Origin of the sequence: Ramlibacter sp. WS9, assembly GCF_003797765.1 — a bacterium.
Taxonomy (GTDB): Bacteria; Pseudomonadota; Gammaproteobacteria; order Burkholderiales; family Burkholderiaceae_C; genus Ramlibacter.
The window spans coordinates 127,506-141,560 of record NZ_RKMB01000001.1 but is presented as its reverse complement, the minus strand read 5'-3'; the positions used below and the strand labels follow the sequence as shown (position 1 = coordinate 141,560).

Genomic DNA, 14,055 nt, shown 5'->3' with positions numbered 1-14,055 from the left:
CATTGCCTTGTCATGCCGGCATGAGCCCGCAACGACAACGAGTTAAATAAAACGGTTCTCGATGGCGCCGATGCCATCCACTTCGACGCGCACCACGTCCCCGGTGCGCAGCCAGCGCGGTGGCTGCATGCCCATGCCGACGCCGGCGGGCGTGCCCGTGGCGATCACGTCGCCCGGATACAAGGTGATGCCGCGCGACATCGTCTCGATCAGTGCGGGAATGTCGAAGATCATGTCGGCCGTGTGGCCATCCTGGCGCAGCTCGCCGTTGACCCAGCAGCGCACGCGGGTGTTGCAGCCGTCCATCTCGTCGGCCGTCACGACCCACGGGCCCATCGGACAGAAGCCGTCCAGGTTCTTGCCCAGGTCCCATTGCCCATGGCGCATCTGCACATCGCGGGCCGTGACGTCGTTGACGATGGTGTAGCCGAACACATGCTTCATCGCGTCGGCACGGGCAATGTTGCAGCCACCGCGGCCGATCACCACCGCCAGTTCGGCTTCGTAATCGATCTGCTCGGACACCTCGGTGGGCAGGCGCACCTCGGCATGCGGGCCGACCACCGCCTCGGGCACCTTGGTGAAGACCATCGGCCAGCCGTCTTCCTGTTCTTTCTGGAACACAGAGCCGGCGAGCTCTTTGGCGTGGGCGCGGTAGTTTCGGCCCACGCACCACAGATTGCGGCGGAAGCTGCGAAACGGCGCGAGCAGTCCCACCTGCGCCAGCGGCAGCGCATCGCCGACAGCCGGCAGTTCCCCGCCGCTCTCCAGCCATGCGATCAGGCACAACAGGCCGACCGGGCGCTTGTCGCTGGAAAGCATGAAGGGCCGCACATGGCTACCATCCTGGCTGACCAGCCCGACCTGATATTCCCCGGCATGCTCGAACGCGGCGATCTTCATGCGCTGCGCCCGATGCGTTCGCGTGCCCGTTGCGCCACGGCCTGCAGCACTGCGCGCGCCACGTTCTGGACCGCATCGAAGCCATCGTTTTTCTTGAACGTCTTGACGTCCATGAAGGTCCGCTTGTTGATCTCGACCATGATGCTTTCGCGCGTGCCATCGGCATTGCCGTAGCGCCGGTTCAACTCGCCACCCGTATAGGGCGTGTTGACCGAGCAGGTGAAGCCCTGGCCGCGGATGACTTCGGCGACGAACTCGATGAAATCGGCGGTGCTGGACGTGCCGCGCAGATTGCCCAGGCAGAAGTCCATGCGCTCCTTGCCGGCGTCGGCATGCGTCGGCGCACCGACGGCCGACATGCAATGGCAGCTGAAGTTGTAGTAGAAACCGTGCGCCGTCAGCATGCGGTCCATCGCCGAAGCGAGTGCGCGGTGGTAGGGATGGAAGTAGCGGTCCAGCCGGTGCTGCACTTCGGCAACCGTGAGCTTGCGCTCCTGCAGCGGTTCACCGTATCGTGACACGGTCTTGAGCAACCCCAACCCGCTCTTGGAGACGAACTGAACAGGCACCGGCCACTCGCCCTCGATGAGGCTCGGGTCGATGTCCAGCTCATGCCGGTTGGCGTCGATGTAGGTGTTGGGAAACAGCGCCTGCAGCATCGTCGCGCCGTGGGCCGGAGCGTCCTTCCAGATCTCGTCGACATACATCGACACGTTGTCGTGCAGCGCCGTGAATGGGATGGGCGAGCGAAAGTCGATGGGGTAGAAGCGTCCGCTGCGCGAGACGTCCACGACCACAGGCGCCGGGGACGCTGCGGGGTCGAAGCGATAAAAGACTTCGGGTTCGATATGCATGGTCAATCCGATTGGGGTCAGGCCGCGACCTCGTGGGCGGGCTGGCGTGTTTTCTGCAGCGCAAGCAGCTCGCCGGCACTGCGATGGCAGAACACCTCGACACCGCCTTCGAGCTCGCGCCGCGGCGGTATCTTGCTGTCGCACACACCGGCCACGCGCAGCGGGCAACGATCCAGGAAGCTGCAAATGCCCGTGCGGTCCACCGGCGCCTGCACCAATGGCAGCGCGGCGCGTTGGGCGGCGCCCACCTCGTCGAGCCAGCCCGGACGCAGCTCGGGCACCGAGGTGGCCAGCAGGTGAAAGTAAGGATGGCGCGGCGCGTGGTTGAAGGCCGCACGCCCCATCGCCTCGACCTTCTGGCCGGCGTACAGCACCACGATGTCGTCGCACACGGCGCGCACCGTGTTCAGGTCGTGGCTGATGAACATGTACGACACGCCCAGTTCCTTCCGCAGTTGCGCGAGCAAGTCGAGGATGGCCGCACCGACGACCGTGTCCAGCGCCGACGTCACTTCGTCGCACAGGATCAGGTCGGGCTCCGCGGCCAACGCGCGCGCCAGGTTCACGCGCTGCTTCTGGCCGCCGGACAGGCCGCCCGGCAGCCGCTTTGCGCAGGTCTGCGGCAGTTGAACCAGGTCGAGCAACTTGGCCACGCGTTTTTCCAGCGCATCGCCCTTGAGGCCCAGGTACAGCTGCAGGGGCCGCGCCAGGATTTCTCCCACGGTGTGGCGCGGGTTCAACGCCGTGTCCGCCATCTGGAAGACGATCTGGATGCGGCGCAACTCGTCGCGCGACCGCCCTTCGACCAGGCGCGGCAGCGGTTTGCCGTCGAACAGGATCTGCCCGCCGGCCGGCGCCACCAGTCCCGCCACGACGCGCGCGAGCGTTGTCTTGCCCGAGCCCGACTCGCCGATCACGCCCACGGCCTGGCCGCGGAACAGGCGCACGCTCACGTCGTCGAGCACCGGCACAGCCGGCCGCCCATGCTTGTCGAGTTCGCCGTAGCCCGCGAGGAGATTGCGGATCTCCAGCAACGGCTGCGTGCCCGCCGCCAGCGCCTCGGTGGCGCGCGGCTTGGGATCGGCGGCGTCGATCAGCATGCGCGTGTAGTCGTCCTTCGGCTGGCTGATGATCTGCGGCGTGGTCCCGATCTCGCGCTGCGCGCCGTCGCGCAGCACCAGGATGCGGTCGGCCATCTGCGCCACCACCGCCAAGTCGTGGGTCACGTAGACGCCGGTCGTTTTGCGCTCGCGCACCACGCGCCGGAAGGCATGCAACACCTCGATCTGCGTCGTGACGTCCAGAGCTGTGGTGGGCTCGTCGAAGATCACCAGGTCGGGATCGCTCATGAGCGCCATCGCGGCCATCAGCCGTTGCAACTGGCCGCCCGACACCTGGTGCGGATAGCGGTCGCCGATGGTTTCGGGTTGCGGCAGCGCCAGCTGGCGGAACAGCCCGACGGCCTTCTTCTGCGCCTGCTCGCGAGGCATCAGGTTGTGGATGCGGGACGTTTCCACCACCTGGTCCATGATCGTGCGCGACGGGTTGAACGACGCCGCGGCGCTTTGCGCGACGTACGAAACGCGCCGCCCGCGTAGCGCACGCCGCTCGGCGTCCGACAGGCCCAGCACGTCGGTTTCGCCGATGCGCACGCTGCCGCCCGCGATGCGGCAGCCGTGCCGTGCGTAACCCATCAGGGCCAGGCCGATGGTGGTCTTGCCCGAGCCGGACTCACCGATCAGCGCCAGCACTTCGCCGGGCTCGATGCGGAAGGAAACGTCCTTGACGATGGCGGTTTCACCGCCGGCGGCCTGCACCACGACGCGCAGATCGTTCACGAGAACAGTGGCACCCATCAGTGTGTCTCCCGGTCGGCGTCGGTGTGGCCCGGCAGGTTGTCGATCACCAGGTTCACGGCAATGGTCAGGGTCGCGATGGCCAGCGCGGGCGCCAGCACCGAAACACCGCCGACCGGCAGCGCGCCGAGGTTCTCGCGCACCAGCGAGCCCCAGTCCGCCATCGGCGGCTGTACGCCCAGGCCCAGGAAGCTCAGGCTGGCCAAGAGGCGCAGCGCGTAGACGAAGCGCAGGCCCATGTCCGCCAGCAGCGGCCCCGTGATGTTCGGCAAGACTTCGCGCCGCATGATGTAGGCGCGGCCTTCGCCGCGGGCCCGCGCGACGGTCACATAGTCCATCGCGTTGATGTTGACGGCCAACGAACGGATGATGCGGTAGCAACCCGGCGTGTAGACAATCGCGGCCATTCCGATCAGCAACGGAACCGACGAGCCGAACCCGGCGATCACCACCAGCGCGAACATCTTGCTGGGAATGGAAACCAACGTGTCCAGCAAGCGGCTGAGGGCTGCGTCGATCCAGCCCCCCGTGACCGCGGCCAGCAGGCCGAGCAGCGCGCCCGCACCGCAGGCCAGCAGCGTGGCCACGAGCGCGACGCCGATCGTATAGGGTGTGCCCGCGATGATTCGAATGAGCATGTCGCGGCCCAGATAGTCGGTGCCGAGCCAGTGCTGCGCGCTCATGGCCTGGAAGACGCCAGCGTCGGACATCTCGCCCAGCGAGTGCGCATCCAGGAAAGGCGCGAACAGCGCGACGGCGATCCAGAAGGCCAGCACGGCCAGGCCCAGCTTGCCCGTGCGCGACCAGCCCGCGAGCAGCCCGCGCTTGCGCGTCGCCGCGGTGGGGGGAACGAGGGTAGCGACAGTCATTGGTGCCTCAATCTCGGGTTGGAAACGATGCCGCACACGTCGGCCAGCATCACCAGGATCAGATAGCCCGCGCAGAAGATCATGGCGCAGGCCTGCACCAGCGGCATGTCGCGCTGGACGACGCCGTCGACCATGAGCTTGGCGATGCCGGGGTAGTTGAAGATCACCTCGATGATGATCACGCCGCCCAGCAGGTACGACAGGCTGAGGGCCACGGCGTTGGCGATCGGCCCGATCGCATTGGGCAGCGCGTGGAACAGCACGGTGCGGGCGGCAGTGGCGCCCTTCAGCCGCACCATCTCGATGTAGGCCGCGGCCAGCTGGTCGATCACGGCGGCGCGGGTCATGCGCATCATCTGGGCCATGATCACACTGCCCAGGCTGAGCACCGGCAGCGCGAACGAATGCAGCATCTTGCCGGGCGAGGACAGGTTGACTTCGTACGAGAGCGCCGGTAACCACTTCAGCTGGACGGCGAACAGCAGCACGGCCAGCGTGGCGACCAGGAACTCCGGCACGGAAACCACCGCCACCGCGGTCATGCTGGTGAAGCGGTCGAACGCCGAGCCGCGCCACAAGGCGCACAGGATGCCGAGTCCGAGGGCGAGCGGCACGGCGAAGGCTGCCGTCACGGCGGCCAGCAGCAGTGAGTTGGGCAAGCGGCTGGCGACAGCCTCGGCCACGGGCACGCCCGTGACCACCGACTTGCCCGGGTCGCCGGTGGCCACGCCGCCCAGCCAGTCGAAGTAGCGCAGCACCGGGCTTCGGTCCAGGCCCATCTCCTTGCGCAAGGCCTTCACAGCATCGGGCGTGGCGTCCTGGCCGAGCCGCTCCTCCGCCGCGTCACCGGGCAGCACGGCGGTGATGGCGAACACCACCGCCGATACCGCCAGCAGCGAGCCCAGACCCGCCAGGATGCGGCCCGCCACCAGTTTCAAGATGGTGAGGTTCATGTCAGGTCAGGCTTCAAGCCAAACGTGCTCAGCGAAGTTCGAGCCCATCAGGCCGCCCAGCGGGATGGGGCTGAGGCCCTTCACCTTCTTGTTGTGCCCGTCCAGGCTGGAGAGGAACATCGGAATGCCGATGCCGCCCTCGTTGTGGACCATCACCTGCATGTCGGCGTACATCTGGGTGCGCTTGGCCGCGTCGGTTTCGGCGCGTGCGGCCACCAGCAGCTGGTCGAACTTCTCGTTCTTCCAGCCCGCCTCGTTCCAGGGCGCGTCGGACTTGAAGAACAGCGTCAACGCCAAGTCGGCGCTGGGGCGGGTGTTGACGTTGCCGAAGCTCACCGGGTGCTTCGCCCAGTGCTGCGACCAGTAGCCGTCGGCCGGCATGTTGCGCACCTCAAGGTTGACGCCGGCCTGCCGGGCCGCGTGCTGCAGCACCAGGGCCATCTCGACCGAGCTGGTCGCGGCGGACGAGGCGACCATCGGGATGGCGGCGCTGCCCAGGTTGGCCTTTTGCAGGTGCCACTTGGCCTTCTCGGGATCGTATGCGCGCTGCTTGAGGCCCTTGAAGTAGAAGGGGTTGGCCGGCCCGATGGGCTGGTCGTTTGCCACTACGCCACGGCCCAGCTGGATCGACTTGAGCATCTGCTCGCGGTTGAACAGCAGCTTCATGCCCGCCACGAAGTCCGGGTTGCCGCCGGGGCCGCCGTCGCGCTTCATGATCAGGTTGGTGTAGGACACGCCCTTGGTCTCGAAAACCGCGTGCTTGCCGGTCGCGTTCACGCGGTCGATGGAGCGCGGGTTGACCTGCACGATCAGGTCCAGCTCGCCGGCCAGCAGCGCGTTCACGCGCGCGGTCTCGTCGCTGATGCCCACGTACTCGATCTCGTCCAGGTAAGGGCGGCCCGTTTTCCAGTAGCTCTCGTTGCGCACGGCAATGGAGCGCACGCCCGGCTTGAACTCCTTGACCTTGTAGGGGCCGGTACCGATGCCGGCGCTGAAGTCGGTCGTGCCGTCCTTGACGATGTGGAAGTGATAGGTGCCCAGAATCGCGGGCAGGTCGGCGTTGGGCGCAACCAAGCGGATGGTGACCTCGTTCGGCCCGGTGGCGCTCACTTCCTCGAACTGCTCGGCCAGCACCTTGGCGCGCGAGCCGGTCGCAGGGTTCTTGTGGCGCATCAGCGAGAACGCCACGTCGGCCGGTGTGAGCGGCTTGCCATCGTGGAAGGTGACGCCGCGGCGTAGCTTGAACACCCAGGTTTTGGCATCCTTGGTCGTGAACTCCTCGGCCAGTTGCGGTTGCGCCCGCAGGTTGCCGTCCAGGTAGGTCAGCCCGTTGTAGAAGGTGAAGCCGCGGATGTAGTCCGTGTGATTGGCCTGCTTGGCCGGATCCAATGTGTCACCCACGCCGGAGGCCGCTCCTGCAACCTTGATGCGGCCGCCCTTGCGCGGCGTTTGCGCATGCGCGCTGGTGGCGACGCCCGCGATGCTGCCGGCCAGCACAGCCTGCATGCCGCCGGCCGTCAACATGGCCAGAACATCGCGCCGGCTCGCGCCGCGCTGCAAGGCGCCGAGGATTCGCGTGCTCTCTTCGGGGCCGACGAGGCCGTTGAGCTTTGTTTGGTGTTCCATGCTTTTCTCCTGTGGGAATGTGGCTGGCTAATTTGCTGGGAAGATTGCTGGCTAAGCGATGCCTTGAATGCTATGCCGCGTTCGCCGCAGATGCTGCGGTTGTGCGCCCGGCGGCCACAGCAAAAACCGGAAGTGGCGCGGCGCGCGGTGTGTTTGTGCCGTCCGCGCGCGACGCCAAATTCGTACTAGCGCGGCGCCGCCACCAGTCCCAAGATGGCCATCCAAAGAAAACACCGAATGGAGATTGCAACCATGGGCGCTGACGCCACCCTCCTCCTTGCGGACAAGAACGCCGTGGAGCAACTGCTCACGCCCGCCGAAGTCACGCAGGCCGTCCGCGAAGCCTTCCTGCTGCATGGCAGGCGGGAAGGCCGGGTCTTCCCGGTGGTGCGCGAGAAGCTGCCCACCGGCGGTGTCTTCGGCATCAAGTCGGGCGACGTTCCATCGCAGGGCCTGTTGGGGTTCAAGGCCGCGGGCTTCTGGCCGCGCAACCGCGATGCGGGAGGCGAGCCGCACCAGGCGACGATCCTGCTGTTCGATCCGCTCACCGGGCGGCCCCTGTGCGTGATCGACGGCAATGCCATCACGACGGTGCGCACGGGCGCAGCGGGCGGCCTCGGCCTGGAATTGCTTGCCCGGCAGGACAGCACCTGCCTCACCGTCTTCGGCACCGGCGTGCAGGCGCGATCGCAATTGCGCTTCGCGTTGCGAACGCTGCCGAAGCTCTCGCGCGTGCAGTACGTTTCGTCGAAGCGCGGTGCCGACCCGGCATTCGAGTCGGCGTTCGCGGGCCTGTGCGACATCCGGTGCGCGCCTGATGCGAACGAGGCCGTGTCGGAGAGTGACGTCGTGATCACCGCCACGCCGGGCGGCGGCCCGCTCTTCGATGCCAAGGCCGTGCGCGCCGGCACGCACCTCAACTGTGTGGGCGCCGACACCGCCGGCAAGCGTGAACTGCCCGCCGGATTGCTGGAGCGGGCACGGCTGGTGGTGGACGATCGCGATCAGGCACTGCAGCTGGGCGAACTGCAATGGGCGCGTGAGACGCCGTGCGTCGAGCTTGGGAACATGCTGCTGGGCGAGACCGAGTTCACGCGCGCGGCGGGTGACATCACTGTCTTCGACATGACCGGCTTGGCCTTGCAGGACCTGACCGTCGCTCGGCTGATCTACGAGCGCGCGTCGGCGCAGGGGCTCGGCACCCGGATCGGCTGGGCCTGGTAAGTGTCAGCACAGCCACACTTCACTCACCGAAATTTCCACTCGCGTGCTTCACCAGTCCCCAAGCTGCCGGCAGATCCCCCCGCTCCACCCACTTGTGAAAGCTGCTGTGCGGCCAGTCCTTCACTTGTGCGACTAACGGGGGCAGGCGCCATCCCCCGCGAAAATCTTCGCTTGATGAGTTGCCAGCGCAAGGGAAAATCGCTGTCACCTTCCGGCAGCCGCCAGATGGCATGCAAGTGTTCTGGCATCACGCAAATTGCGAGCGTCTCGAATGGGTGGCCTGCGGCAGTAGTCGCATACGCTTGGCGAAGGGCGTCGATCTGACGGATCAGGAGGTCGCTTGTGCGGTCTTCAAGGACCACTGTCAAGAAATAAGTCGCGCCAGGAACGAGTGCGCGACGGTAGTTCGACATCGCGGCAGTCTAGCGCGCGGGAAATGGTGGGCAACAAGTTGCCCACCCTACGGGGTCTCGTTGTGCATCACTCGTGGAACATCGACACTCCGTCCAGTCTCACGCCGGCAGGGCGCCCTTCACCCGGAAGTAAAGGAGGAGGCGCCTCCCGCGCCGGGGGACATGGAGGGTGAAGGGTGCCCTGCCGGCGTGAGACCGCCACCGAAGCCAAAGCCAAAGCCAAAGCCAAAGCAGATTCTCCTTTCCACACGCGAACAACAGCATCGTCCGTCGCGCGCCACCCGCCATCCGGCAGCACACGCTGCGCACGCGCACCTACGATTGATCGCATGACTCCTACCGCCCAACTCTCCTTGAACGAATCGCTGGTGGCGCTCGACCGGGCCCACCTGGTGCACCCTGTCGCCAACTGGCGCGGCCACGAGCAGCGCGGTGCGACCGTGCTGCAAAGTGGCAAAGGCGCCTGGCTGCGCGACGCCGAAGGCCGCGAGCTGCTCGACGCCTTCGCGGGCCTCTGGTGCGTGAACATCGGCTATGGCCACGAGAGCGTCGTGGAAGCCGCGGCGCGCCAGATGCGCGAGCTGCCCTACGCCACCGGCTACTTCAGTTACGCCAGCGAGCCGGCAATCCGCCTGGCCGCCAAGCTGGTGGAGATCGCGCCGGCCGGGTTGAACCATGTGTACCTCACGCTCGGCGGCTCCGAGGCAGTGGATGCCGCGGTGCGCCTGATCGTGCAGTACTACAACAGCACGGGCCGGCCGAACAAAAAGCAGTTCATCGCGCTGGAGCGCGGCTACCACGGCTCGTCGTCGACGGGCGCGGGCCTCACCGCGCTGCCGGCCTTCCACCGCGGCTTCGACCTGCCGCGGCCGGAGCAGCACTACATCCCCTCGCCCTACCCTTACCGCAGCCCCGTGGGCAACGACCCGCAAGCCGTCATCGACGCGTCGGTCGCGGCGCTGCGCGCCAAAGTCCATGCACTCGGCGCCGAGAACGTGGCGGCCTTTTTCTGCGAACCCATCCAGGGCTCCGGTGGCGTGATCGTGCCGCCCGTGGGATGGCTCAAAGCCATGCGCGAGGCCTGCCGTGAGTTGGACATCCTGTTCGTGGTCGACGAGGTGATCACCGGCTTCGGGCGCACCGGCCCGATGTTCGCGTGCGAAGCCGAAGGCGTGTCGCCCGACCTGATGACCGTGGCCAAGGGCCTCACGGCCGGCTACGTGCCCCTAGGCGCGCTGCTGATTTCCGAGCGCGTGTACACCGGCATCGCCGACGGTACGCCCGCCGGCGCCCTGGTGGGCCATGGCGCCACGTACTCCGCCCACCCGGTCGGCGCCGCCGTGGCGCTGGAGGTGATCCGCCTCTATGAAGAAGGCGGCATCCTCGCCAACGGCCGCAAGGTGGCGCGCCACTTCGAAGCCGGGCTGCAGGCGATGCTGCGGCATCCGCTGGTGGGCGATGCGCGCTCGCGCGGCCTGCTGGGCGCACTGGAGCTGGTGAGCGACAAGTACACCAAAGCGAGTTTCGATCCGGCGCTGCAGTTGCCTGACCGCATCGCCAAGGCCGCCTACAAGAACGGCTTGATCTTCCGCGCGTTCGGTGACTGCATTCTCGGGTTCGCGCCGGCGCTTTGCTACACGGCATCGGAGTTCGAGCAGATGTTCGAGCGCCTGAACCGCACGCTGGATGAAGTGCTGGACCAGCCGGAAGTGCGGCGGGCGGTGGCATGAAAGACTCTGTCGTCCAGCACTTCAAAAGCTCGGGGCACCTGGACCGCATCTTCGTCGATGGTGAGTGGGTCTTGCCCGCCGGGCAAGACCGCGCCAGCGTCATCGACCCTTCGACCGAAGAGCCTGTCGCGCAGATCGCGCTGGGCAACGCGCAAGACGTCGCAGCCGCGGTGGATGCCGCCAGGCGCGCCTTCGCGACCTGGTCCGTCAGTTCTCCAAAAAGCCGGGCGGAGCTTCTGGGTCGCGTGCACAGCCTGATCCTCGAGCGGGCTGAATTGTTTGCGGAGACGATCTCGCTCGAAATGGGCGCTGCCATCGGCTTTGCGCGTAGCACTCAAGTGCCGGTCGCGGCGGAGCACATCCGCGTCGCCCGCGACATCGTGGGCAGCTATGCCTTCCTCACCCATCGCGGCGACACTGCCATCGTGCGCGAAGCCATCGGCGTGTGCGCGCTGATCACGCCCTGGAACTGGCCGCTCTACCAGATCACCGCCAAGGTCGGCCCCGCGCTGGCGGCGGGATGCACCGTCGTCCTGAAGCCCAGCGAACTGTCGCCCCTCTCCGCCCTGCTCTTCGCGCAGGTCATGCGCGATGCCGGCGTTCCCGCGGGTGTGTTCAACCTCGTCAACGGCAACGGGCCGGAGGTGGGCGCTGCGATGGCCGCGCACGCCGACGTGGACATGATCTCGATCACCGGTTCGACCCGGGCCGGCGTCCTGGTGGCACAAGCCGCGGCGCCCACGGTCAAGCGCGTGGCGCAGGAACTCGGCGGCAAGTCGCCCAACGTCATCCTGCCGGATGCGGACTTCGCACGCGCCGTTGCGACCGGTGTGGCGGCGGGCATGCGCAACGTCGGCCAGTCGTGCAGCGCGCCAACCCGCATGATCGTCCCGCGCGAACGCCTGCAAGAGGTCGAGCGGCTCGCGTGCGAAGCAGCATCCAAATTCGTCGTCGGCGACCCGCGTTCACCGCAGACGACGCACGGCCCCGTGGCGAATCGCGCGCAGTTCAACCGCGTGCAGGAAATGATCGAAGCCGGCATCGCCGAAGGCGCGCGGCTCATCCACGGTGGCCCCGGCCGGCCGCAGGGCCTGGAGCGCGGCTTCTACGTGCGGCCCACCATCTTCTCGGGCGTGGATTCTCAGATGCGCATCGCGCAGGAAGAAATCTTCGGGCCGGTGCTTTCGATCATCGCGTACGACAGCGTGGACGCAGCAGTGCAGATCGCCAACGACACCATCTACGGCCTGGGCGCACACGTCCAGGGCCAGGACCTGGCGGCGGCGCGCGCGGTCGCGGCGCGGATCCGTTCCGGGCAGGTGCACATCAACAACCCGGCCTGGGATGGGCATGCGCCCTTTGGCGGCTACAAGCGTTCGGGCAACGGACGCGAATACGGGCTGGAAGGTTTCCAGGAATACCTGGAGACGAAAGCGATCTTGGGGTACGGGCAGGAGGAGACAGCATGACCGGGACCTTGGTTCAAAGAGCGCGGACAATGAACAACGATAGCAATCCGTCCATGTCCCAGCCCTTGCGCCTCCTCGAGACTTCACCGGACCTGCCGGCCAGTGCCGACGTCGTCGTGATCGGCGGCGGCATCATCGGAGTCTTCACCGCCTATTACCTGGCCCAGCGCGGCATGTCGGTCGCCGTCGTCGAAAAGGGCCGCATCGGCGCCGAGCAATCGAGCCGCAACTGGGGCTGGTGCCGCCAGCAGAACCGCGACGCGCGCGAACTGCCCATGGCCACCAGGAGCCTCGAGCTCTGGGACCAGTTTGCCGCCGACACCGGCGAAGACACGGGCTTCACGCGCTGCGGCTTGCTGTACCTGAGCGATGACGAAGCCCAGATCGACGGCTGGGCCAAGTGGCGCGAATTCGCGACGACGGCTGGCGTGACGACGCACATGCTCAGCGGCCGTGAAGCCTCGGAGCGAGGCCTCGCGACCGGCCGCACGTGGAAGGGCGGCGTCTTCTCACCCAGCGACGGCACGGCCGATCCGGCCAAGGCGGCGCCGGCTGTGGCAGCCGCAATCATGAAACTCGGCGGGACCGTCCACCAGAATTGCGCCGCGCGCGGCATCGAGATGGAAGGTGGGCGGGTCAGCGGCGTCATCACAGAAGCCGGCGTCATCAAGACCAAGACCGCGGTGATGGCGGGCGGTGCGTGGGCGTCGTCGTTCTGCAACCAGCTCGGCATTCGGTTTCCGCTGGCCACGATTCGCCAATCCATCGTGCGCTTGTCGCCGGTGGAACAGCAACTGCCGGCCGCGCTGACCAGCCCACGCGTCGCCATCACCCGGCGCCCAGACGGCCACTACGTCCTGGCCATCAGCGGCCGTGGGCGCGCCGACCCCACGCCGCAGCTGCTGCGCTTCGCGCCGCAGTTCATCCCGATGTTCGCCAAGCGCTGGCGCAACGTCTTCCCCGGCGGCCTGGAAGGCATCCGCTGGGGCCACGAAACCCGCGCGCGATGGAAGCTGGACGCGCCCACGCCCATGGAGCGGGCGCGCATCCTCGACCCGAAGCCCGATCCCGCAGGCGTGCGCGAAATCCACCGCCGTGCCGTCGACTTGTTGCCTCCGCTGCGCGAGGCCCGCATCGCCAACACCTGGGCCGGCTACATCGACAGCACGCCCGACGGCGTGCCGGGTATCGGAGAGATTCCGCAGGTGCCTGGGTTCATCCTGGCGGCGGGCTTCTCCGGGCATGGGTTCGGCATCGGCCCTGGGGCGGGGCACCTGATTGCCGACTTGGTGTCGGGTGCGAAGCCGATCTTCGATCCGGAGCCTTTCAACCCTGCCCGGTTCAATGCGTCGGCGTGGGGCAAGGTCGCTGATTTCTAGCGATCATGCCGCGAACGCGGACTCAATGCGCTCATGCTGCGGCCGCCCGGAATGCCGCCTGGACGGCTCGTACCAGCGACGGGTGCAAGGTGCCGAGCTTCGGGATCTGGCCATGGGGTGCCGCCGGCGGCACCGAGAACCACTCCGTCGTGTACGGCAGGTCAAGGGCTTGCTTCAGGTCGAACTTGGTGTCGTAACTCAGGCCGGCGGCCTCGTAGGCCGCCGGGTTGCGGTCCCGCAGGATGGAGAACTCGCCGCGGTGCAAAGTGGTGGTTCGCTGGCTGGTGCCGTAGGCAACGCGCACCGTGAACTCCGGTGCATCGTCATCGAAAACGGCCAGGATCAATGCAGGCCGGGGCTTTGGGCGAGGATGGATGTCGTCGGGAAAATGGCACCAGACAATCTCGCCGGCGGTGGGCTCGGCCCACCACTGCGATGTCATGCGGGCTCTACCTCGAAGAGGCTGGAGCGTACGGACTTCTTCTTGCCTTGCGGGACGCGCTTCTTGATCTGTCGCATCTGAGCCGCTGTCAGCGGGCCCTCGTCGGCCTCGTACTGTGGCAGCAGCTTGACCGCCATGTCGTGCAGGGCCAGATGGATCGCCTGGGTTTCATCGACGCCCAGGCGTTCGGCCAGACGCTTGGCGGTGTCGCGGGTGACACCGGTCGTGCTGTCGGCCGGGCGGTAGCGGAATGCGATCTGGTCAGCTGTGCTGCGAGTTGCCATGAGAGGGGCTCCCTGAAACTGGATATCTTGAAGATATCCAATGCAATACCCTC

Annotated in this window: 12 protein-coding genes; 4 read left to right on the top strand and 8 right to left on the bottom strand. The window is 67.0% G+C overall.

All coding sequences use genetic code 11. From position 1 onward, the window contains the following. Positions 1-42: 42 nt before the first annotated feature. From EEB15_RS00700 to EEB15_RS00675, 6 genes are read right to left on the bottom strand one after another with little or no spacing between them, the layout of a single operon-like run. Positions 43-903, bottom strand: a complete 861-nt coding sequence (locus EEB15_RS00700) for a fumarylacetoacetate hydrolase family protein (RefSeq protein WP_141507607.1) — start codon at positions 901-903, stop codon at positions 43-45. Then, a complete protein-coding gene (locus EEB15_RS00695; RefSeq protein ID WP_141507606.1) occupies positions 900-1,757 on the bottom strand; it encodes an N-formylglutamate amidohydrolase in 858 nt (285 codons plus the stop codon). Before EEB15_RS00695 ends, EEB15_RS00700 begins: the two co-directional genes overlap by 4 nt. Positions 1,758-1,774: 17 nt before the next feature. Then, entirely contained in the window at positions 1,775-3,613 is a 1,839-nt protein-coding gene (locus EEB15_RS00690) for an ABC transporter ATP-binding protein (protein ID WP_141507605.1), read from the bottom strand. Beyond that, positions 3,613-4,482 carry an ABC transporter permease gene (locus tag EEB15_RS00685; protein WP_141507604.1) on the bottom strand — a complete coding sequence of 290 codons (870 nt, stop codon included), beginning with the start codon at positions 4,480-4,482 and terminating at the stop codon, positions 3,613-3,615. Before EEB15_RS00685 ends, EEB15_RS00690 begins: the two co-directional genes overlap by 1 nt. Continuing rightward, positions 4,479-5,435, bottom strand: a complete 957-nt coding sequence (locus EEB15_RS00680) for an ABC transporter permease (RefSeq protein ID WP_141507603.1) — start codon at positions 5,433-5,435, stop codon at positions 4,479-4,481. Before EEB15_RS00680 ends, EEB15_RS00685 begins: the two co-directional genes overlap by 4 nt. A gap of 6 nt (positions 5,436-5,441) precedes the next feature. Next, a complete protein-coding gene (locus EEB15_RS00675; RefSeq protein ID WP_141507602.1) occupies positions 5,442-7,061 on the bottom strand; it encodes an ABC transporter substrate-binding protein in 1,620 nt (539 codons plus the stop codon). Between the two features lie 252 nt (positions 7,062-7,313). On the opposite strand from EEB15_RS00675, the gene EEB15_RS00670 reads away from it, so the two are divergent. From EEB15_RS00670 to EEB15_RS00650, 4 genes are all read left to right on the top strand, one after another. Beyond that, positions 7,314-8,285: an ornithine cyclodeaminase family protein gene (locus EEB15_RS00670; protein WP_141508002.1), complete on the top strand. Its 972-nt coding sequence runs from the start codon at positions 7,314-7,316 to the stop codon at positions 8,283-8,285. Between the two features lie 742 nt (positions 8,286-9,027). Next, the gene (locus EEB15_RS00660) at positions 9,028-10,428 is read left to right on the top strand and encodes an aspartate aminotransferase family protein (RefSeq protein WP_141507601.1); all 1,401 of its coding nucleotides are present in this window, start codon (positions 9,028-9,030) and stop codon (positions 10,426-10,428) included. After that, complete coding sequence (locus EEB15_RS00655; protein ID WP_141507600.1) at positions 10,425-11,897, top strand: aldehyde dehydrogenase family protein; 1,473 nt, start codon at positions 10,425-10,427, stop codon at positions 11,895-11,897. Before EEB15_RS00660 ends, EEB15_RS00655 begins: the two co-directional genes overlap by 4 nt. A 53-nt stretch (positions 11,898-11,950) precedes the next feature. Beyond that, the gene (locus EEB15_RS00650; protein WP_141507599.1) at positions 11,951-13,276 is read left to right on the top strand and encodes an FAD-binding oxidoreductase; all 1,326 of its coding nucleotides are present in this window, start codon (positions 11,951-11,953) and stop codon (positions 13,274-13,276) included. Between the two features lie 31 nt (positions 13,277-13,307). Here EEB15_RS00650 and EEB15_RS00645 read toward each other — a convergent pair whose 3' ends face one another. Both EEB15_RS00645 and EEB15_RS00640 read right to left on the bottom strand, forming a co-directional pair. Continuing rightward, a complete protein-coding gene (locus EEB15_RS00645; protein WP_141507598.1) occupies positions 13,308-13,718 on the bottom strand; it encodes a type II toxin-antitoxin system PemK/MazF family toxin in 411 nt (136 codons plus the stop codon). Beyond that, entirely contained in the window at positions 13,715-14,002 is a 288-nt protein-coding gene (locus EEB15_RS00640) for a hypothetical protein (protein WP_141507597.1), read from the bottom strand. Before EEB15_RS00640 ends, EEB15_RS00645 begins: the two co-directional genes overlap by 4 nt. Positions 14,003-14,055: the final 53 nt, after the last annotated feature.